Raw genomic sequence first — 18,978 nt, 5'->3', positions numbered from 1 at the left:
GTCCGGAAGAGGCGCCGTCCTCGCGCCACTGGGAGATCGATCATGCGTTTGCGCAGCCTCGTCCTGGCCGTCGCCGCCACGGGCGTTTTGTTTTCCGGCCCGGCCGTCGCCGGCGCCGTGCTGGACCGGATCCAGCAGAACAAGAAGATGGTGGTGTCGACGGATCCGGAATATCCGCCGCAATCCTCGCTCAACGCCAGCAACCAGTTCGAAGGCTTCGACATCGATGTCGGCACCGAGATCGCCAAGCGCCTCGGCGTCTCGATCGAGTTCGTCACCCCGGGGTGGGAGACCATCGTCTCCGGCAAATGGGCCGGGCGCTGGGACGTCTCGGTCGGGTCGATGACCCCGACCAAGGCGCGGGCCGAGGTGCTCGATTTCCCGGCGATCTACTACTACACGCCGGCCGCGCTGGCGGTGCATTCCGCCAACACCACGATCAAGACCCCGGCCGACGCCTCGGGCAAGAAAATCGGCGTCGGCGCGGCCACGACCTATGAGAACTACCTGCGCGGCGACCTGGTGATCGACGCCGGTGGCGCACCGCCGTTCCAGTTCGTGGTCAAGGACGCCAAGATCCAGTCCTACGACACCGACGTGCCGGCGCTGGACGACCTCCGGCTCGGCGACGGCACCCGGCTCGACGCGGTGGCGACGGCGCTGCCGACGATCCAGGGCGCGATCAAGAACGGCTATCCGATCAAGGTGGTGGGCTCGCCCCTGTTCTACGAGCCGCTGTCGGTGGCGATCGAGAAGGGTGATCCGGAGCTGACCGCCAAGCTCGCCGAGATCGTCAAGGCGATGCATGAGGACGGCACGCTGACCAAGCTGTCGATGAAATGGTACGGGGCCGACCTGACCAAGCCCGCGGCCTGACGGGGTGATCCGCCTGTTCGAGGCCCTGGCGCAGCCGCTGCTGCTGCGCGGGCTTCTGTTCCTGCTCTCCGTCGCCGTGCTGGCCGGCTTCGACTATGGCGAGTTGGTCGCACGGCTGGCGGAGATCGTGCCGGCGCTGGCCCAGCCGGCCGGCCAGGCGGCCGGGCCCTGGCTCGTCATCGCCGCCCTGGCTGCCCTGGTGGTGGTGAATTTCTGGCTGCTGTCCCACCTGCCGTTCCGGGCGCAGGCGACGATCATCTGGGTCGAGCTGCTGGCCCTGTTCGCCGCCTTCTGCTGGAGCTTCGGCCTCAGCTATCCCTTCATGCTCGCCCGGGCGCCGATCCTGCTCGGGCTCGAGCTGCGCGACGGCTTCATCCAGGGCGCGGCGCTGACCCTGTTCATCTGCATCGTGTCGATCGCGATCTCGACCGTGATCGCCCTGGCCGCGGCCCTGGCCCGGCTGTCGGCCAGCGGCCCGGCCTTCGGCGTCGCCACCTTCTACACCTCGTTCTTCCGCGGCACGCCGCTGTTGCTGCAGACCATGCTGATCTATCTCGGCCTGCCGCAACTCGGTCTGGTCATCGATGCCATCCCGGCCGGCATCATCGCCCTGTCGCTGTGCTACGGCGCTTATATGGCCGAGATCTTCCGCGCCGGCATCCTGGCGGTCCCGCTCGGCCAGTCCGAGGCGGCGCTGTCGCTGGGGCTGAAGCCGGCCGAGGTCACCTGGCTGGTGGTGCTGCCGCAGGCGATGCGGCTGATCATCCCGCCGACCGGCAACCAGTTCATCGCCATGCTCAAGGACTCGTCCCTGGTCTCTGTGATGGGGGTCTGGGAGATCATGTTCCTGGCCCGCACCCATGGCCGGGCCGAGTTCAAATACATGGAGATGCTGATCGTCGCCGCGCTGATCTATTGGGCGATGTCGGGTGTGTTCGAGCTGGTCCAGGCCCGGATCGAGAAGCGCTTCGGCAAGGGCGTGTCGGCCCGCTGAGTCGGGCCCGGTCCGCTGCTTACAGTTATATCCAATTGGTTACATCTGGCCGCGCCGCAAGGCAGCGCTTGGCCTGTACATTCCTCATTTGACATCCTCCCGCGACGATCAATAATAAGTAACCAAACGGTTATAACGTGGCGGCCGAACGCCGCCGTGCCAGGGGAGGCAAACCGATGAAGGCTTTCAACCGCCGTTCGTTCCTGCAGGGCTCGCTCGCCGCCGGGGCGGCGCTCTCGTTCGGCGCCGGCCGCGCCATGGCCGCGGAGACGCGGATGCGCATGACCTGGTGGGGGTCGCAGGACCGGGCCAAGCGCACCCAGGGCGTGGCCGACCTGTACAAGCAGAAGGCGCCCGACATCACCATCGTCGGCGAGGCGGTCAGCGGCGACGCCTACTGGACCAAGCTGTCGACCCAGATGGCGGGGCGCAACATCTCCGACATCTTCCAGCTCGAGCCGGGCACCATCTCCGACTATTCCCGCCGCGGCGCCACCATGCCGCTGGACGGATTCATACCCAAGCCGCTCAACGTCGAGGCCTTCGGCACCAAGGTGCTCGACCTGTGCAAGGTCGACGGCAAGATCCACGGCATCGGCCTCGGGCTGAACTCGTTCTCGATGTTCTCGGACACGGCGGTCTTCGCCAAGGCCGGTTTGCCGGTGCCGACGTCGGACATCACCTGGGCCCAGTTCGCCGAGCTGTCGGTCGAGCTGACCAAGGCAGTCGGCAAGGACCAGTTCTGGGGCGCGCCCTACGGCGCCCGCTACGCCTCGGTGCTCGACGTCTGGCTGCGCCAGCGCGGCAAGAGCCTGTTCACGGCGGAAGGGCCGCTCGGCTTCGGCGTCGAGGACGCCAAGGAGTGGTACGCCTATTGGGAGGACCTGCGGGCCAAGAACGGCACCGTCACCCCGGATGTCCAGAGCCAGGAGCAGAACATCATCGAGACCAACCCGCTCAGCCGCGGCAGCTCGGCGATGGGCTTCACCTATTCGAACCAGCTGGTCGGCTACCAGGCGGTGATGCCGAACAAGCTCGGCATCACCATGGTGCCCCAGGCCGGCGGCGGCGCCCCGTCCGGCCACTATTACCGGCCGGCGCTGATCTGGAGCATCGGCGCCACCTCGAAGAACGGCGAGGCGGCGGCCGCCTTCATCGACTTCTTCGTCAACGATGTCGAGGCCGGCAAGATCCTGGGGGTGGAGCGCGGCGTGCCGATGTCGCCGAAGGTGCGCGAGGCGATCCTGCCGCAGTTGAACGAGACCGAGCGGGCCTCGGTCGACTACGTCAACCTCCTGGCCGACAAGGTCAGCGCCTATCCGCCGCCGGTGCCGAAGGGGTCGCAGGAGTTCGACCGCAACGTCGTGCGCCGCACCTCCGACGAGCTGGCCTTCGGCAACCTGACCATCGACCAGGCGGCGCAGCAGCTGGTCGAGCAGGGCAACGCCATCATCAAGCCCTGACCATCCGCAACCGGCGAGGAGACGCATGGCCCCCTCCGATCCCGTGACGATGAGGTTGAACCGGCGATCGCTGCTGCGGGGCTCGGCCGCCGCAGCGGCCTTGTCCTTCGGCCCGGGCCTGGCTCGGGCCGATGAGACACGCCTGCGCCTGGCCTGGTTCGGATCGCAGGACCGCACCAGGCGCACCCAGGCGGTGATCGACCTCTACCAGCAGAAGGCGCCGGGAATCAGCCTCGTCGGCGAGGCGATCAGCGGCGGCGCCTACTGGACCAAGCTGTCGACCCAGATGGCCGGGCGGAACATCTCCGACGTGTTCCAGCTCGAGCCGCGCACCATCTCCGACTATTCCGGCCGCGGCGCTTGCATGGCGCTCGACCCGTTCATCCCGCAGGTGCTGAAGGTCGAGGATTTCGACCCGGGGACGGTCGATCTGTGCCGGATCGGGGGCAAGGTCTGGGGCGTCGCACTCGGGCTGAACTCCTTCTCGCTGTTCTACGACACCACGGTCTTCGCCAAGGCCGGCCTGCCGGCGCCGACGGCGGAGACCACCTGGGCGCAGTACGCCGATTTGGCGGTCGAGTTGACCAAGGCTGTGGGCAAGGACCATTTCTGGGGCTCGTCCTACGGCGCCCGCTACACCTATGTGTTCGACGTCTGGCTGCGCCAGCGCGGCAAGGCCCTGTTCTCGGCGGACGGCCAGCTCGGCTTCGGCGTCGAGGACGCCAAGGAGTGGTACGCCTATTGGGAGGATCTGCGGGCGCGCAACGGCTGCGTCGGCGGCGACATCCAGACCCAGGACCAGAGCATCATCGAGACCAACCCGTTGACCCGCGGCTTCTCGGCGATGGGCTTCACCTATTCCAACCAGCTGGTCGGCTACCAGGCGATGCTGCCGAACAAGCTCGGCATCACCATGGTGCCCCAGGCCGGCGGTGGCGCCCCATCCGGCCACTACTACCGGCCGGCGCTGATCTGGAGCGTCGGCTCGACCTCGAAGAACGGCGAGGCCGCCGCCGCCTTCATCGACTACTTCGTCAACGACGTCGAGGCCGGCAAGATCCTCGGCGTCGAACGCGGCGTGCCCCCGTCGCGCAAGGTGCGCGAGGCGATCCTGCCGACGCTGAACGAGACCGAGCGGGCCTCGGTCGACTACGTCACCTTCCTGGCGGACAAGGTCGGGGCCTACCAGGCGCCGCCGCCGATCGGGTCGTCGGAGTTCGGCGACCATCTCGGCCTCACCACCGACCAGCTCGCCTTCGGCCAGCTGTCGGTCGCCGAGGCGGCGCAGCAGCTGTTCGAGCAGGGCAGCGCCCTGCTGCGCCGGCGATGACGGATGCCGGTTCCGGAGCTTGAGAGGATGCCGATGAAGCGCGCGATGATCGTCTGGGGCGGCTGGGAAGGGCATGAGCCCGAGCCGGGCGCCGCCTATGTCGCCGCGATGCTGCGGGACGAGGGCTTCGAGGTCCGGGTCGAGGGCGACGTCGACGCCTTCGCCGACCCGGCGCTGCGCCAGATGGACCTGATCGTGCCGGTCATCACCCGCGCCGCCATCGCCAACGAGCCGCTGGACAACCTGCTGGCGGCGGTCCAGGGCGGGGTTGGGATCGCCGGCTATCACGGCGGCCTCGCCGGGTCGTTCCGCGAGGCGGTGGGCTTCCACTTCATGGCCGGCTGCCAATGGGTGGCGCATCCCGGCGGCATCATTCCGTTCCGGGTCGAGGTCACCCGGCCGGACGACCCGGTCATGGACGGGATCGGCGACTTCGACTACCGGTCGGAGCAGTATTTTCTGCATGTCGACCCGGCGGTGGAAGTGCTGGCCACCACCACCTTCTCGGGCGAGCACGCGCCCTGGATCGACGGTGTGACCATGCCGGTCGTGTACAAGAAGCACTACGGCGCCGGGCGGGTGTTCTACACCGCGCTGGGCCATGTGGTGCGCGAATTCGAACACCCGCAGATGCGCGAGATCCTGCGCCGCGGCCTGCTCTGGGCATCCCGATGACCGACACCGCCGACCGCATCCGCGCCAATCCGCTGGCCTCCCGCGCCGATGTCCAGCGCCTGCTGCGCGACCTGTCCGCGCCGCTCGAAAGCGGCTTCAGCCCGGGCCGGGCGCAGATCCGCCTTGGGCTCGATTCCGCCCATTTCAACCGCAAGGCGCAGTGGTTCGAGGGCTATGCCAGGCCGCTCTGGGGCCTGGCGCCGCTGCATGCCGGCGGCGGCGGCTTCGAGTTCTGGGACAAGTTCCGTGAGGGCCTGGCCAGCGGCACCGATCCGGATCACCCGGAGTACTGGGAGACGGTGACCGACCACGACCAGCGCTCGGTCGAGATGGCGGCGCTGGGCTTCGCCCTGGCGCTGGCGCCGGACAAGCTGTGGGACCCGCTGTCGGACACGGCGAAGCGCCGGACCGCCGAATGGCTGGGCGGCATCCAGTCGGTGCAGATGTCCGACAACAACTGGCACTTCTTCCCGGTCATGGCCGGGCTGGGGCTGGAGCGGGTCGGCGTCGGCATCGACACCGCCTCGCGCGACCGGCATCTGGACCGGATCGACGCGTTCATCGGCGCCGAGGGCTGGTACGGCGATGGCGAGGGCGGCTGGATCGACCACTACAACGGCTTCGCGCTGCATTTCTACGGCCTGATCTACGCCGCCCACAGGGCCGAGCAGGATCCGGCGCGGGCGCAGGCATACAAGGACCGCGCCGCCGCCTTCGCCCAGGGCTTCCGCCACTGGTTCGGGGCCGACGGCGCGGCGCTGGCGATCGGCCGGTCGCTGACCTACCGCTTCGCCATGGCCGGGTTCTGGGGGGCCTTGGCCTATGCCGGGGTCGAGGCGCTGCCCTGGGGCCAGATCCGCGGCCTGTGGGCCCGGCAGATCCGCTGGTGGATGCAGCAGCCGATCCTCGACGCCGCCGGCCGCCTGCCGGTCGGCTATCGCTGGCCGAACTATTTCATGAGCGAGGAGTACAACTCCCCCGGCTCGCCCTACTGGGCGTTCAAGGCTTTCCTGCCGCTGGCCCTGCCGGACAGCCATCCGTTCTGGACGGCGCGGGAGGAGGATCTCGACGCGCCGGACGGCACCGCCACGCTGCGCGGCGCCTCGATGGTGGTGCGGCGCAGCGGCGGCGACGTGGTGGCGCTGCCGGCCGGCCCGGTGCGCCTGGAGATGCGCGGCTCGGTCGATAAATACGGCAAGCTCGCCTACTCCTCGCGCTGGGGCCTGGCGGTGGAGGGGGACCGCTGGCTGGGGCATGGCTTCTGCGGCGACAACATCCTGGCGGTCAGCCGCGACGGGCAGGAGTTCCGCAGCCGCGGCGCGCTCACCGCCTCCCGCGTCGGCGAGGGCTGGATCGAGACCGTCTGGCAGCCCCTGGCCGGGGTTCGCGTCACCACGCTGCAGGCCTTCGCCGGCGACTGGGAGCTGCGGCTGCACCGGGTCGCCGCCGACGGCCCGCTGGCGGTGATCGAGACCGGCCACGCCGTGCCGGCGCACAGCCGCACCCGGGGCAAGCTGAAGCAGGCCTTCGACATCCGGGTGCCGGGGCCGTCGGGCCTGACCATCGCGGTCGCCGACGGCCATGCCTCCAGCCTGGCCGATCTCGGCGGGCTGCGCCGCGCGGTCGAGGCGGATGTGGCGCCGAACACCCATCTGGTGTTCCCGCAGGCCTCGGTGCCGGCCCTGGTCGGCCGGATCGGCGCTGGCGAGACGCTGCTGGTCACGCTGGTGCGGCCGACCTACGGCCTCGATCCGGCCGCGCTGGCGGCATCGCTGCCTGCGGCCGACGACCTGCGCGCCATCGCCGAGGCCGCCGGCTGGAACGCCGCCATCCTCGACTGGGCGACCGTGCCCGGCAGCCTGGAACTGCGCCGCCGTCCGGTCGCCGAGTGGGGGTGAATCTCGTCGCGTGAGCTTCTGCGTTGCCGGAGGGGTGGAGGGCGTCTCAGACCCTCGGCGCGGCCTGCAGGCGGCCGCCGGCCAGGGCGGTCAGGTGCAGCTCGCTCAGGGACCGCGGGTCGAACAGCAGCGCCGTCTTCTCGTCGCGGCTGAGCGCGCCGGTGTTCAACGTGCCGGGGCCGCCGGCGGTCAGCTTGCGCCGCGCCGCCTCGACCACCTTCGGATCCTCGCGCCCGGCCTCGGGCGACCCGGTCAGCAGCGTCATGTGGATGGCGTTGGCCAGCGGGTCGCGGATCACCATCGCCAGCCCGTCCTCAACCGGCCGGGTGGTGGCGGAGAGTTGCTCGACCAGCGCCGTGGCCTCGACCACGATCTGCGGCTTCTGCCGCTCCTCCGGCGTCACCAGCAGGCCGAGCTTCCGGGCCCAGACTCCGGTCGACTGGCGCGAGGTTATCACCGACAGCGGGATCGACAGCAGCAGGCCGATCACCAGCGGCGACAGCCAGGCCAACATCGAGGGCGAGATCCACAGTGCCACCACGCCCAGCACGGCGCCGAAGATGGTGTGGCCGCGATGCATCTGCATCGCATCGGCCCAGGTCGTGCCGCGGTCGTCGCGCGACTGCGTGCCCCAGCCGGAATCGCGGCCGAGGAAGGCCTGCAGCACGAAGCTGGAGTGGAACAGCATCATCACCGGCGCCTGGAAGATCGAGAAGAAGGTCTCGAACAGCAGGCTCAGCAGCGCCCGGAAGGCGCCGCCATAGCCGGCCGCCAGGCGGCGGTCGAACAGCAGCAGGATCCAGCCGAAGATCTTCGGCGCCAGCAGCATCAGGAAGGAGATCACCAGCAGTCGCACCGCCAGCGTCTGGTCCTGCACCGGCCAGACCGGGAACAGCGCCTCGCCCTGCGGGAAATAGACCGGGATCTCCAGCTTGTGCTCGAGCGCCGTCAGCATGCCGATGCAGATGAAGATCAGCCACAGTGGCGAGGAGACGTAGCTCATCACCCCCATCGCCATGTGCTGGCGGGAGAGGGGGTGCAGGCCGCGCGCCACCATGATCCGCAGGTGCTGCATGTTGCCCTGGCACCAGCGCCGGTCGCGCTTGGCGTGGTCGATCATCGTCGGCGGGCATTCCTCATAGCTGCCGCCGAGCTCCGGCACCAGCCAGGCGGTCCAGCCGTTGCGCCGGATCAGCGCCGCCTCGACGAAGTCGTGCGACAGGATGTGGCCGCCGAAGGGCGGCCGCCCGGACAGGATCGGCAGGCCGCAGCTCTCGATGAAGGCGCGGGTGCGGATGATGGCGTTGTGGCCCCAGTAGTTGCCGTCGCCGAGCTGCCAGAAGGCCAGGCCGGCGCCGACGATCGGGCCGTACAGGCTGCCGGCGAATTGCTGCATCCGGGCCCACAGCGTGTTGCGGTTCACCACCAGCGGCGGCGCCTGGATGATGCCGGCGCGCGGGTTGGACTGCATCAGCCGGGCCATGGTGACCAGCGTGTCGCCGGCCATCAGGCTGTCGGCGTCCAGCACCACCATGAAGTCGTAGCGGGCGCCCCAGCGGGTGCAGAAATCGGCGATGTTGCCGGCCTTCTTGGCGACATTGTGCCGGCGCTTGCGGTAGAAGATGCGGCCGCTGCCCTCGGTGCGGCGGCACAGCGCGCTCCAGCCGATCTCCTCCGCCACCCAGACGTCCGGGTTGGTGGTGTCGCTCAGGATGAAGATGTCGAAGGCGCCGAGATGGCCGGTCCGCGCCAGGCTGTCATGGATCGCCTGCAGGTTGGCGGTGATGCCGTTCGTGTCCTCGTTGTAGACCGGCATCAGCACCGCGGTGCGGGTCCGCAACGGCGCCACCGCCTCCGCCCCCTGCGGCCACACCAAGCCGGGCTGGCCCCAGCGCAGCAAGAGGGTCAGGAAGCCGGGCAGGGCGGTCCAGAAGGACAGCGCGATCCAGGAGAAGTTGATGGCGAACATCACCACCAGGGCCAGCTCCAGCCCGGTGACGCCGCCGACCGACAGGAAACGATAGAGGGCGAAGGCGGCCGCCAGGGTCGACAGCGCGGTCGCCCCGAAGACCGCAAGGCGCCGCCAGCGGGCCGCGGAGGCGTAGGACGCCGCTTCGAGTCCGGTCATCGGCTAGGAGATTGCCTTTCCGTCAGGCCGGGCGCCGTTCGGCGGCCTCGGGCGACCACCAGCCGAAGATGCGCTTCAGCGGCTCGCCGGCCCAGACCGGGTCGAGCGGCTGGTCCAGCATCGGCGTCGGCTTGGCGCGCGGCACCGGCACCGGCGACACCCGGCGCAGGGCCTGCTCCATCGCCTGCGGCAGCGGCTCCTCGGACAGGAAGTGCTCGGGCCAGCGGCGGGCGGCGTCGGTCAGCAGATAGGCGGCGCGGCCGATGGTCAGGATGGCGTCGTCCTCGCGCTCGCTGCGGTTCAGCACCACGGCGAACCAGTCGGCGGTGCGCCGGCGGGCGTGGTCCAGCAGGGCGGGGGCCGGCATCGTCGCCGGATCGACGTCGCAGAACGCCGTCTCGATCGCGCCGGACAGCGCGGCCGGATCCGTGAATCCTAGGCCCTGGAAGAAGGCGATGACGTTGTCGGGCATGTTGATGTTGACCGGGGTGTGCAACCCGACCTGGGACATGGGACGATTCCGATGAGTCGTCAAGGCGTCCATTGGAAACTCCATGTTTCGGTCAGGGCGTCGCTGCCCTGCCGTAAGAAGCACCGAAGCTCGGCCGGGTCGTCGCCGGCAGGCTTCAGATCGAAGAACGCCCGCCAGCCGCCGAGTTCCGGATTCCGCTGTGCCACGGGGAACTGGATTTCCCCGGCAGAAGCCGTGACCACGGCTTCCAATGTCGCGTCTTGCGACAGAGAGTCAAGCGCGCCGCCCCGGAAGTCGATCACGAACTTGCGGGTATCGCTGGACTTGCTGTCGCCGCCGGACACGCCGCCGGCGCCGGTGCGGGTCGACACCACGGTGCCGCGGTCGCTGCTGACCGGGGGATTCATGCCCCAGTGCAGCCGGTAGGACAGCTTCCATTCCTGGCCGGTGTCGACCGGCTGCTTCGGCACCCAGAAGGCGACGATGTTGTCGTGGATCTCGGCGTCGGTCGGAATCTCGACCAGTTGCACCACGCCCGGGCCCCAGCCGCTCAGCGGCTCGACCCACAGGCTGGGCCGGCGCTCATACATCGCCTCCAGGTCCTGGTAGCTGCTGTACGAGCGCTGGCGCTGCATCAGGCCGAAGCCGCGCGGATTCTCGTCCATGAACGAACTGATCAGCAGCCGCGACGGGTTGCGCAGCGGCCGCCAGATCCATTCGCCGGCCCCGGACCACATCGACAGCCCGTCGCTGTCGTGCACCTCCGGCCGGAAGTCGTCGAAGGTCCGATGCTCCTGCGGCCCGAACAGGAACATGCTGGTCGCCGGCGCGATGCCGAACTTCTCGATGGCGTGGCGCGGATACAGCGTCGCCTCGACATCGACCGTGGTGATCTCGCCCGGCTTGATCAGGAAGCTGTAGGCGCCGCTGACGCCGGGGCTGTCGAGCAGGGCGTAGAGCCGGATCTGCTTGGCGTCCGCGGCCGGGGTCTCGACCCAGAACTGGCGGAAAACCGGGAACTCCTCGCCGCGGGTCGAGCCGGTGTCGATCGCCAGGCCGCGGGCGGACAGGCCGTAGATGTTCTTGCCGCCCAGGCAACGGAAATAGCTGGCGGCCAGGAACACCGCGATCTCGTCCAGGAACTCCGGCCGGTTGATCGCATAATGCAGCCGGAAGCCGGCGAAGCCGAGATGGTCGGACGGGGTGTCGGGGAACTTGTTGCCGCCCAGGTCGAACAGATCCTGGCGGTACAGGATCTCGCGCGCCTGATAGCCGTCGACCTGGAAGATGTGGACCGGCTTGTCGAACAGGGCGCCGAGATGGAAGAACTGCATCTGGAACGGCAGGTTCTCCTGCCGCCACAGCGCCTGCTCGGGCAGGAAGCGGATCGCCCGATGCTGGTCATAGGTCAGCTGGGTGATCTCGGCCGGCAGGTTCTCGTCCGGCGGCACGAAGGGCGCCTGCGACACGGTCTTGGCCCGGTCGATCAGCCAGGTCATGCTGAACGGCGTGGTCTCGCCCAGGCTGGGGGCGGCGACGGCGGGCCGGCCGGACGCGAACAGCGACGACGCCGCCAGCGCGGTCGTGCCCATCAAGATCTGGCGTCTGGTCAGCCCCACGTCACCACCGGATTTTGCACTGCAACATAACGGCACAATCGATCGCGATTGTGGCGGTTCCTGGACAAACATCATCGCGCGCGACAGCCGCTGCGCCGCGCGGCCCAAACCCCCGCAACCCGGTTCCCGCCCACAGCGCTTCTGCCGGCGCCGCCTGCAGGGACCGTTCGATCAACGCAACCTTCGTGAATTTGTTCCGACGTTACCCTAGCCGCTTCGTCAGGCGCGCAGAAGCTGGCGAACCCAGGCGCAGCGGCAGGTGCAGCTCTGCATTTTCACAGATTGACATGCGCAATTGGCTCGCTTTTACGGCGAGAAGGATCTGGCGAACGCATCCCGGAACGTCGCCATCGGCGCCACCGGCCCGGTCTGCGGGGGATTGAGCCCGTCCACGAAGCCCCAGTCGTGGAACCGCGCGACCAGGTCCGGGTCGCGGCTGAAGACATGCACCGGCACGTCGCGCGGCGTGCCCGGGCCGGTCACGATCGGCGCCGGCTGGTGGTCGCCCAGCACGACCATCAGCGTGTGGTCGCCCATGATTCGGGCGGCGTAGTCCAGCACCGAGCGCAGCGAATAGGCCATGGACTGGCCGTATTGGTCGCGGATCCGGTCCGGGTCGCTCCACACCTCCTCCGGCGTGCCGCCGGTCGCCGGCAGGCCCCGGTACAGGCTGCCGTCGCCGATCTTGCCCCAGTCGTCGACCAGGGTCGGCACCGGGGTCCAGGGCGCGTGGCTGGACACCAGCACGACCTCGCTGAACAGCGGCTTCGGCTGCTGCTGCCGCCAGCGGTCATAGGCGGCCAGCGTGTACTGGTCCGGCATCGTCACCCAGCCGAAGGGCGGGCCGGCATAGCCGAGATCGTCGGCGAACAGCGTCTGGTCGAAGCCGAAGAAGCGCTTCGCCTCGGGCTCGCTGCCGGTGATCGCCGGGGCGATCAGCCCGGTGTGGTAGCCGGCCTTGGCGAACAGGCGGGGCAGGGTCATGCGCTTGCCGGTGACCAGCAGGTCGTAGCGCATCTGGTCGTCGATCTGCATGCCGCTCGCCAGCGTCGCATGGGCCAGCCAGGACTGGCCGCCGCGGGTCGGCGAGGCCAGCCAGCCGGAGGCGGTGTAGACCCCGGCGGCGGTCAGCTTCGGCGCCATCTCGGCCAGTGCGGCCTTGGGCAGGGCGTCGAAGCGCGGATCCTCCAGCGCGCTGCGGCCGTAGGATTCGAGGAAGACGACGGTGACATCGGCGCCGCCCAGACCGCCCAGCGGCGTCCTGGACACCCCGCCGACCAGCGGGTCCACCGCCTCCTCGGCCCGGAACCGGCCCTCCATGAACAGGGCCGGAATCAGGCGGCTGACCTGGTCGGCGACCATGAAGCTGGCGGTGTCGTTCACCGAGCGGGCCGCGCCATAGGCGCCCGGCACGGCCTGGCCGACGGCGAAGACCAGGATCGCCAGCGCCGCCAGGCCGCCGGCGACGCCGCGCCGGGCGGCGGTGGCGGACAGGGCCTGCTGCAGCAGCCGCACCGACCGGGCCGTCGCCCGCCAGATGCACCAGCCGGCGACGATCGCCCCCAGGGTGATGCCGATCAGGCCGACGGCGCCGAGCACCCCGGTCGCCAGATGCATGCCGTTGACCAGCAGCAGCCGGTCGACATAGAGGCTGACCGGCCGGCCGAAGGAGACCTGGGTGACGAGGTCGGCCAGCTTGATTGCCGCGACCAGCAGGCCGAGGCCGCCGAGCACGGTGGCGAAGCCGCGCGACCGCCGCAGCTTCGGCACCAGGATCAGGGTGGCGACCACGACCGCCAGCTCGACCGGGACCGAGGCCAGGCCGTAGACCTGCCAGCCATCCGGGGCCGACGGCGCGCCGAGCAGCAGCACCAGCCACAGCAGCGCCGCGGCCACGCGCAGCCCGCCGATCAGCGGCGCGAGTCGGCTGCGGGGGCGGGGCAGGGTGGTGTCGGTGGCGGCCATGGCGCGAGACGATGGCACAACTGCCCATGGCCGATGGATGAATTCTCCGTCAGCTTCCGAATGACCCTGGTGCCGGACCGGTATCGGCGCGATAACCGGATCGAAATTCGACCGCGCGATGCCCGACGACAGACCCGCCGCCCCGACCGCAGAGACCATCCGGCTCGCCACGTCCGACGACGTGCCGCGGCTGCTGGAGATCGAGTCCCGTGCCTTCGACCATGACCGCATCAGCCGGCGCAGCTTCCTGCACCTCTTGACCCGCGGCCACGCCGTCTGCCTGGCGGCGGAGGCGGGGGGCCAACTGCTCGGCTATGCCCTGGTGCTGCTGCGCCGGACCACGGCCCTGGCGCGGCTGTACTCGCTGGCGGTCGACCCGGAGGCGCGCGGCCGCGGCCTCGGCGCCCGGCTGCTGGAGGCGGCGGAGCGGGCGGCGCATGACGAAGGCGCGCTGCTCCTGCGGCTCGATGTGCGGCCGGACAACGCCAAGGCGATCGCGCTCTACCAACAGCACGGCTACCGCCATTTCGGGCGCTATCTCGACTTCTACGAGGACCATGCCGACGCGCTGCGCTTCGAGAAGCGGCTGGGCATCGAAGACCAGCCGCAGATCGACCTGCATGTGCCCTATTACGCCCAGACCACCAACTTCACCTGTGGGGCGGCGACGCTGCTGATGGCGCTGAAGGCGCTGGACCCGGCGACGGAGCTGAGCCGGGCGCGGGAGCTCAGGCTGTGGCGCGAGGCGACGACGATCTACATGACCTCGGGCCATGGCGGCTGCGACCCCTACGGCATGGCGCTGGCGGCGCATGACCGCGGCCTGCGGGCGCGGATCTTCGTCAGCGACGATTCGATCCTGTTCCTCGACGGCGTGCGCAGCCCCGACAAGAAGGCGGTGATGACGGTGGTGCAGGAGGATTTCCGCGCCCGCTGCGCCCGCCGCCGGATCGAGGTCGCGCACCGTGCCCTCGGATTGCCCGAAATGTGCGCCTTGATTACCGAAGGCGCGATCCCGATCGTGCTGATCAGCTTGTTCCGGGGCTATGGCGAAAAAAATCCGCACTGGGTGGTCGCAAACGGCTTCGACGAGCGTTTCATCTATGTGCACGATCCCTGGGTCGCCGTGACGGAGATGGAGAGCGCCTCGACCAAGGCGAACCTCCCGATCCCGCGCCGGGAATTCGAGCGCATGGCCCGCTACGGCCGCACCCAACTCAGGGCCGCGGTCGTGCTCAGCAGGAAGGCCCAATGAGCGGTTGGATCATCGTCGTCGACCGTATCGGCGACTTCAAGGGCGACCCGGACGGCCGCCAGCTCATCACCACCCGGGACTACATCGGCCGGCCGCAGACGATCAAGGGAGGGGACGCGAAGGTCATCAACCTGTCGCGATCCACTGCCTACATGACGCGGGGCTACTACGTCTCGCTGCTGGCCGAGGCCCGCGCCCACCGGGTCATTCCGATGGTCGAGACCATCCTCGATCTCGGCCAGAAGACGCTCTACAAGATCGCCCTTCCGGATCTGGAGGACGACCTCAACCGCCGGATCAAGCGGCTGTCGCCGCCGCCGGGCGGCCCGTTCAAGCTGATCATCAGCTTCGGCCGCGCCGACGACGACCGGTTCCAGGATTTCGGGCGCCGGGTGTTCGACTGGTTCCGCGCCCCGATCCTCGAGGTCAAGGTCCGCTTCACCGACCGCTTCCGCATCGCTTCGATCGGCGAGCTGTCGATCTCCGACATCGCGGGCGAGACCGAGGCCTTCTTCTACGAGACGCTCGACCTGTACACGCGCCAGAGCTGGCGCAACCCGAAGGAGAACAAGCCGGCGAAATATACCCTCGCCGTGCTGTTCAACCCGAAGGAGGAGTTCGCGCCCTCGACCCAGCGCTCGCTCATGAAGCTCGCCCGCGTGGCCGAGACCATGGATATGGAGGTCGAGCTGATCGAGAAGAAGGATCTGCTGCGCCTGGCCGAATACGACGCCTTGTTCATCCGCGAGACCACGGCGATCGACAACCATACCTTCCGCTTCGCCCGAAGGGCGGAGCAGGAAGGCATGCCGGTGATCGACGATTCCACTTCGATCCTGCGCTGCACCAACAAGGTCTATCTCTACGAGCTCCTGTTCGCGAACAAGATCCCGACGCCGAAGACCGTGGTGGTCGACAGCCTGAAGAACATCGAGCGAGTGGAGGAGGAGTTCGCCTACCCGATCGTGCTGAAGATCCCGGACGGGTCCTTCAGCCGCGGCGTGTTCAAGGCCAATGACCGGCGCGAGCTGGAGCAGATGGCCGAGCAGCTGCTGGATGATTCCGACGTCATCCTGGCGCAGGAGTTTATGCCGACCGACCATGACTGGCGCGTCGGCGTGCTGGACGGCGAGCCGCTGTTCGTCTGCCAGTACATGATGGCGAAGAAGCACTGGCAGATCGTCCGCCACTCCCCGGACGGCAAGGTCGGCTGGGGCAACTTCAAGACCTTCGGCCTCGACGAGGTGCCGCCCGAGGTGCTGGACGTGGCGGTGCGCGCGGCCAAGCTGATCGGCGACGGGCTCTACGGCGTCGATCTGAAGCAGACCGAGAAGGGCGTGTTCGTGATCGAGATCAACGACAACCCCAATCTCGACCATGGCTGCGAGGATCTGGTCGCCAAGGACGATCTGTGGCGGCGGCTCTGCCGCTGGTTCATCGACCGCATCGACGCCGGCTGATCCGGCCGCGCGGAAGGGGAGGGGGAATGGCACGTCGCGCATGGCTTCCGCTGGTCCTGGTCCTGGCCGGCGCCTGTCCCGCCTGGGCCGACGGCACGCTTCCGGGCAAGCTGTCGGCTGACGACCGGCAGCGGCTGGAGTCCTTCGATTCCGTGCGCGGCGAGGCGATCGGCGCCGCCCGCGAGAGCGGCGACAAGGCGGCGCTGGCCACGCTCGACGCTATCCTGTCGGGCCGGCCCGAGACCATCCGCGGCACCACCGACCTCGCCGGCGACTGGCGCTGCCGGGTGGCGAAGCTGGGCGGCAACCTGCCGCTGGTGATCTATGGCTGGTTTCGCTGCCGCATCACCGACGACACGGCCGGGCTGCGGCTGGACAAGGTCTCCGGCTCGCAGCGCACCGCCGGCGCCTTCTACGACGACGCCGATGCCGAGCGGCTGACCTATGTCGGCGCGCTGTACTACGGCCACGAAGACAAGCCGAAGGCCTATGGCAGCGACGCGGAGCGCGACCAGGTCGGCTATCTGGTCCGGGTCGGGCGCGACCGGCTGCGGCTCGAATTCCCGTCGCCGCGTCTCGAATCCCAGTTCGACATCATGGAGCTGGAACGCGGCCGCTGACGCCCGCGGTCAGACGTCTCGCGCCAGCGCCGGCAGCCATCGGACCCGGCGCAGCCGCCGGGCGACCACATGGCGCCCGAGGGCCGACGCGGGCAAGATCCACCGGTCGGCCGGGATTTCGCTCGGCCTCGATCGCAGGAGCATGCCATGACCCACCAGCCCCTCAAGGACAAGGTCGTCGTCATCGGCGGCGGCGCCAAGAATCTCGGCGGCCTGATCAGCCGCGACCTGGCCTCGGCCGGCGCCCGCATCGTCCTCAACTTCAACAGCAACGGCACCAAGGCCGCGGCCGACGAGACCGTCGCCGCGGTCAGGGCGGCGGGCAGCGACGCCTTCGCCCTGCAGGGCGACCTGACCAAGGTGGCCGAGGTCGAGCGCCTGTTCGCCGAGGCGAAGTCGCGCTTCGGCCGGGTCGACATCGCCGTCAACACCGCCGGCAAGGTGCTGAAGAAGCCCTTCGTCGAGACCACCGAGGCGGAGTACGACGAGATGTTCGCGGTCAATTCCAAGGCCGCCTATTTCTTCATCCGCGAGGCCGGCAAGACGCTGGAGGATGGCGGCCGGATCATCACCATCGTCACCTCGCTGTTGGCCGCCTTCACCGGGCTGTACTCGACCTATGCCGGGGCCAAGGCGCCGGTCGAGCATTTCACTCGCGCCGCGGCGAAGGAGTTCGGCGCCCGCCGCATCTCGGTCAACAACATCGGCCCCGGCCCGATGGACACGCCGTTCTTCTACCCGGCCGAGACGCCCGATTCCGTGGCCTACCACACCGCGGCCTCGGCCCTGGGCGGCCTGACCAGGATCGAGGAGATCGTGCCGATCATCCGCTTCCTGGCGACCGAGGGCGGCTGGATCACCGGCCAGACCCTGTTCGCCAATGGCGGCTACACCACCCGCTAGCGGGCAGGGAGGGATGGGCGCTGCTGGTGCGGCTGCCGCCGCCGCCGCGCGGCATCTCGCGCGGATGCAGGGCCGGGCATAGGATCGGGAACCATCGGGATTCGGGGGATTCTTCAGATGACACAGGCCCGGCCGCGGACCCTGCTCCGCCCGCGCAAGGCGCATGAGCACGGCAAGGTCACCTTCGTCGAGCTGTTCTTCGACCTGGTCTTCGTCTTCGCCATTACCCAGCTCTCGCACGGGCTGCTGAAGGACTTCACCCTGCTCGGCGCGGTGCACACGGCGCTGCTGTTCCTGGCCGTCTGGTGGGTGTGGGTCTACACCTCCTGGGTCACCAACTGGCTCGACCCCGACCGCACGCCGGTGCGCCTGCTGCTGCTGGTGCTGATGCTGGCCGGGCTGGTGCTGTCGACCTCGCTGCCCGAGGCCTTCGCCGAGAAGGGGCTGGGCTTCGCCGGTGCCTATGTCTTCATGCAGGTCGGGCGCAGCCTGTTCACCGCGGCGGCGCTGCGCGGCCACAGCCCCGGCAACTACCGCAACTTCCTGCGCATCAGCGCTTGGCTCGTGCTCTCCGGTGTGTTCTGGATCGCCGGCGCCTTCGCCGAGGGGGAGGCACGGCTGGCGCTCTGGGCCGTGGCGCTGGCGATCGAAGTCGTCTCGCCCTCGCTCGGCTTCTGGACGCCGGGCCTCGGCCGCTCCACCACCGCCGACTGGGACATTGAGGGCGGGCACCTGGCCGAGCGCTGTGGCCTGTTCGTGATCATCGCGCTGGGCGAATCCATCCTGGTCACCGGCGCCACCTTCGCCGATCTGGAGCCGGACGCCGCCACCGTCGCCGCCTTCGCCGTTTCCTTCATCGGCAGCGTGGCGATGTGGTGGATCTATTTCGACATCGGCGCCGAGCGCGGCAGCCATCGCATCGCCCATGCCGACGATCCGGGTCGGCTGGCACGCATCGCCTACACCTACATCCACCTGCTGATCGTCGCCGGCATCATCGTCGGCGCGGTGGCGGACGAGCTGGTGCTGGCCCATCCGGAGGGCCATGTCGACAGCAAGACCGCGATCGCCCTGCTGGGCGGGTCGGCGCTGTACCTGCTCGGCAACGCCCTGTTCAAATGGTCGACCGCGGGCCGGATCCCGCTGTCGCATCTGGTCGGCCTTGTCCTCCTGGCCCTGCTGATCCCGGCGGCGGAGGCGCTGTCGCCGCTCCTGCTCGCCACCGCCGTGGCGGTGGTGCTGATCGTCGTCGCGGTGTGGGAACGGCTGTCGCTTCGCGGCGCGCGGGCCCTATCATCGCCCGAGATCGGCTGAGGAACC

The 18,978-nt window shown here is 69.2% G+C and carries 15 protein-coding genes; 11 read left to right on the top strand and 4 right to left on the bottom strand.

What is annotated here, in order from left to right; genetic code table 11:
- The first annotated feature begins 42 nt into the window (after positions 1-42).
- The 6 genes from ACTOWL_RS04805 (at position 43) to ACTOWL_RS04780 (ending at position 7,236) form a co-directional block, all read left to right on the top strand.
- The gene (locus ACTOWL_RS04805; protein ID WP_441320054.1) at positions 43-876 is read left to right on the top strand and encodes a transporter substrate-binding domain-containing protein; all 834 of its coding nucleotides are present in this window, start codon (positions 43-45) and stop codon (positions 874-876) included.
- Positions 877-880: 4 nt separating this feature from the next.
- Positions 881-1,870 (top strand): amino acid ABC transporter permease, encoded by a 990-nt coding sequence (locus ACTOWL_RS04800; RefSeq protein ID WP_441320053.1) that lies wholly within the window; start codon positions 881-883, stop codon positions 1,868-1,870.
- Positions 1,871-2,046: 176 nt separating this feature from the next.
- Complete coding sequence (locus ACTOWL_RS04795; protein WP_441320052.1) at positions 2,047-3,333, top strand: ABC transporter substrate-binding protein; 1,287 nt, start codon at positions 2,047-2,049, stop codon at positions 3,331-3,333.
- Between the two features lie 25 nt (positions 3,334-3,358).
- Positions 3,359-4,663 (top strand): ABC transporter substrate-binding protein, encoded by a 1,305-nt coding sequence (locus ACTOWL_RS04790; protein ID WP_441320051.1) that lies wholly within the window; start codon positions 3,359-3,361, stop codon positions 4,661-4,663.
- 27 nt (positions 4,664-4,690) lie between these two features.
- Positions 4,691-5,338: a ThuA domain-containing protein gene (locus ACTOWL_RS04785; RefSeq protein ID WP_441320050.1), complete on the top strand. Its 648-nt coding sequence runs from the start codon at positions 4,691-4,693 to the stop codon at positions 5,336-5,338.
- Entirely contained in the window at positions 5,335-7,236 is a 1,902-nt protein-coding gene (locus tag ACTOWL_RS04780; protein WP_441320049.1) for a DUF2264 domain-containing protein, read from the top strand. Before ACTOWL_RS04785 ends, ACTOWL_RS04780 begins: the two co-directional genes overlap by 4 nt.
- 46 nt (positions 7,237-7,282) lie before the next feature.
- Here ACTOWL_RS04780 and mdoH read toward each other — a convergent pair whose 3' ends face one another.
- The 4 genes from mdoH to ACTOWL_RS04760 all read right to left on the bottom strand — a co-directional run bounded on the left by mdoH (position 7,283) and on the right by ACTOWL_RS04760 (position 13,420).
- Positions 7,283-9,364 carry a glucans biosynthesis glucosyltransferase MdoH gene (gene mdoH / locus ACTOWL_RS04775; RefSeq protein ID WP_441320048.1) on the bottom strand — a complete coding sequence of 694 codons (2,082 nt, stop codon included), beginning with the start codon at positions 9,362-9,364 and terminating at the stop codon, positions 7,283-7,285.
- A gap of 22 nt (positions 9,365-9,386) precedes the next feature.
- On the bottom strand, positions 9,387-9,875 hold the full coding sequence (locus tag ACTOWL_RS04770) for a hypothetical protein (protein WP_441320047.1): 489 nt from the start codon (positions 9,873-9,875) through the stop codon (positions 9,387-9,389).
- A gap of 20 nt (positions 9,876-9,895) precedes the next feature.
- Complete coding sequence (locus tag ACTOWL_RS04765; RefSeq protein ID WP_441320046.1) at positions 9,896-11,428, bottom strand: glucan biosynthesis protein; 1,533 nt, start codon at positions 11,426-11,428, stop codon at positions 9,896-9,898.
- A 333-nt stretch (positions 11,429-11,761) separates the two neighbouring features.
- On the bottom strand, positions 11,762-13,420 hold the full coding sequence (locus ACTOWL_RS04760) for a sulfatase-like hydrolase/transferase (RefSeq protein WP_441320045.1): 1,659 nt from the start codon (positions 13,418-13,420) through the stop codon (positions 11,762-11,764).
- Between the two features lie 118 nt (positions 13,421-13,538).
- Between ACTOWL_RS04760 and ACTOWL_RS04755 the strand changes: the two genes are divergently transcribed.
- From ACTOWL_RS04755 to ACTOWL_RS04735, 5 genes are all read left to right on the top strand, one after another.
- The gene (locus ACTOWL_RS04755) at positions 13,539-14,675 is read left to right on the top strand and encodes a peptidase C39 family protein (protein ID WP_441320044.1); all 1,137 of its coding nucleotides are present in this window, start codon (positions 13,539-13,541) and stop codon (positions 14,673-14,675) included.
- Positions 14,672-16,135 carry a RimK family protein gene (locus tag ACTOWL_RS04750; RefSeq protein WP_441320043.1) on the top strand — a complete coding sequence of 488 codons (1,464 nt, stop codon included), beginning with the start codon at positions 14,672-14,674 and terminating at the stop codon, positions 16,133-16,135. Before ACTOWL_RS04755 ends, ACTOWL_RS04750 begins: the two co-directional genes overlap by 4 nt.
- 26 nt (positions 16,136-16,161) lie before the next feature.
- Positions 16,162-16,755, top strand: coding sequence for a DUF4893 domain-containing protein (locus tag ACTOWL_RS04745; RefSeq protein WP_441320042.1), 594 nt, complete (start codon positions 16,162-16,164; stop codon positions 16,753-16,755).
- A 147-nt stretch (positions 16,756-16,902) separates the two neighbouring features.
- A complete protein-coding gene (locus ACTOWL_RS04740; RefSeq protein ID WP_441320041.1) occupies positions 16,903-17,658 on the top strand; it encodes an SDR family oxidoreductase in 756 nt (251 codons plus the stop codon).
- A 117-nt stretch (positions 17,659-17,775) separates the two neighbouring features.
- A complete protein-coding gene (locus ACTOWL_RS04735) occupies positions 17,776-18,972 on the top strand; it encodes a low temperature requirement protein A (protein ID WP_441320040.1) in 1,197 nt (398 codons plus the stop codon).
- The last annotated feature ends 6 nt before the right edge of the window (positions 18,973-18,978 follow it).

Source organism: Inquilinus sp. CA228 (assembly GCF_052078665.1).
Taxonomy (GTDB): Bacteria; Pseudomonadota; Alphaproteobacteria; order DSM-16000; family Inquilinaceae; genus Inquilinus.
The sequence above is the reverse complement of the archived record's forward strand: the minus strand, read 5'-3'. Positions and strand labels throughout refer to the sequence as shown.

What these genes read in the sequence shown, in the direction of transcription:
- ACTOWL_RS04805 (WP_441320054.1), top strand. Translation starts at nt 43, where the DNA reads ATGCGTTTGCGCAGCCTCGTCCTGGCCGTCGCCGCCACGGGCGTTTTG.
- ACTOWL_RS04795 (WP_441320052.1), top strand. Translation starts at nt 2,047, where the DNA reads ATGAAGGCTTTCAACCGCCGTTCGTTCCTGCAGGGCTCGCTCGCCGCC.
- ACTOWL_RS04790 (WP_441320051.1), top strand. Translation starts at nt 3,359, where the DNA reads ATGGCCCCCTCCGATCCCGTGACGATGAGGTTGAACCGGCGATCGCTG.
- ACTOWL_RS04785 (WP_441320050.1), top strand. Translation starts at nt 4,691, where the DNA reads ATGCCGATGAAGCGCGCGATGATCGTCTGGGGCGGCTGGGAAGGGCAT.
- ACTOWL_RS04780 (WP_441320049.1), top strand. Translation starts at nt 5,335, where the DNA reads ATGACCGACACCGCCGACCGCATCCGCGCCAATCCGCTGGCCTCCCGC.
- mdoH (WP_441320048.1), bottom strand. Translation starts at nt 9,364, where the DNA reads ATGACCGGACTCGAAGCGGCGTCCTACGCCTCCGCGGCCCGCTGGCGG.
- ACTOWL_RS04770 (WP_441320047.1), bottom strand. Translation starts at nt 9,875, where the DNA reads ATGTCCCAGGTCGGGTTGCACACCCCGGTCAACATCAACATGCCCGAC.
- ACTOWL_RS04765 (WP_441320046.1), bottom strand. Translation starts at nt 11,428, where the DNA reads ATGGGCACGACCGCGCTGGCGGCGTCGTCGCTGTTCGCGTCCGGCCGG.
- ACTOWL_RS04760 (WP_441320045.1), bottom strand. Translation starts at nt 13,420, where the DNA reads ATGGCCGCCACCGACACCACCCTGCCCCGCCCCCGCAGCCGACTCGCG.
- ACTOWL_RS04755 (WP_441320044.1), top strand. Translation starts at nt 13,539, where the DNA reads ATGCCCGACGACAGACCCGCCGCCCCGACCGCAGAGACCATCCGGCTC.
- ACTOWL_RS04750 (WP_441320043.1), top strand. Translation starts at nt 14,672, where the DNA reads ATGAGCGGTTGGATCATCGTCGTCGACCGTATCGGCGACTTCAAGGGC.
- ACTOWL_RS04745 (WP_441320042.1), top strand. Translation starts at nt 16,162, where the DNA reads ATGGCACGTCGCGCATGGCTTCCGCTGGTCCTGGTCCTGGCCGGCGCC.
- ACTOWL_RS04740 (WP_441320041.1), top strand. Translation starts at nt 16,903, where the DNA reads ATGACCCACCAGCCCCTCAAGGACAAGGTCGTCGTCATCGGCGGCGGC.
- ACTOWL_RS04735 (WP_441320040.1), top strand. Translation starts at nt 17,776, where the DNA reads ATGACACAGGCCCGGCCGCGGACCCTGCTCCGCCCGCGCAAGGCGCAT.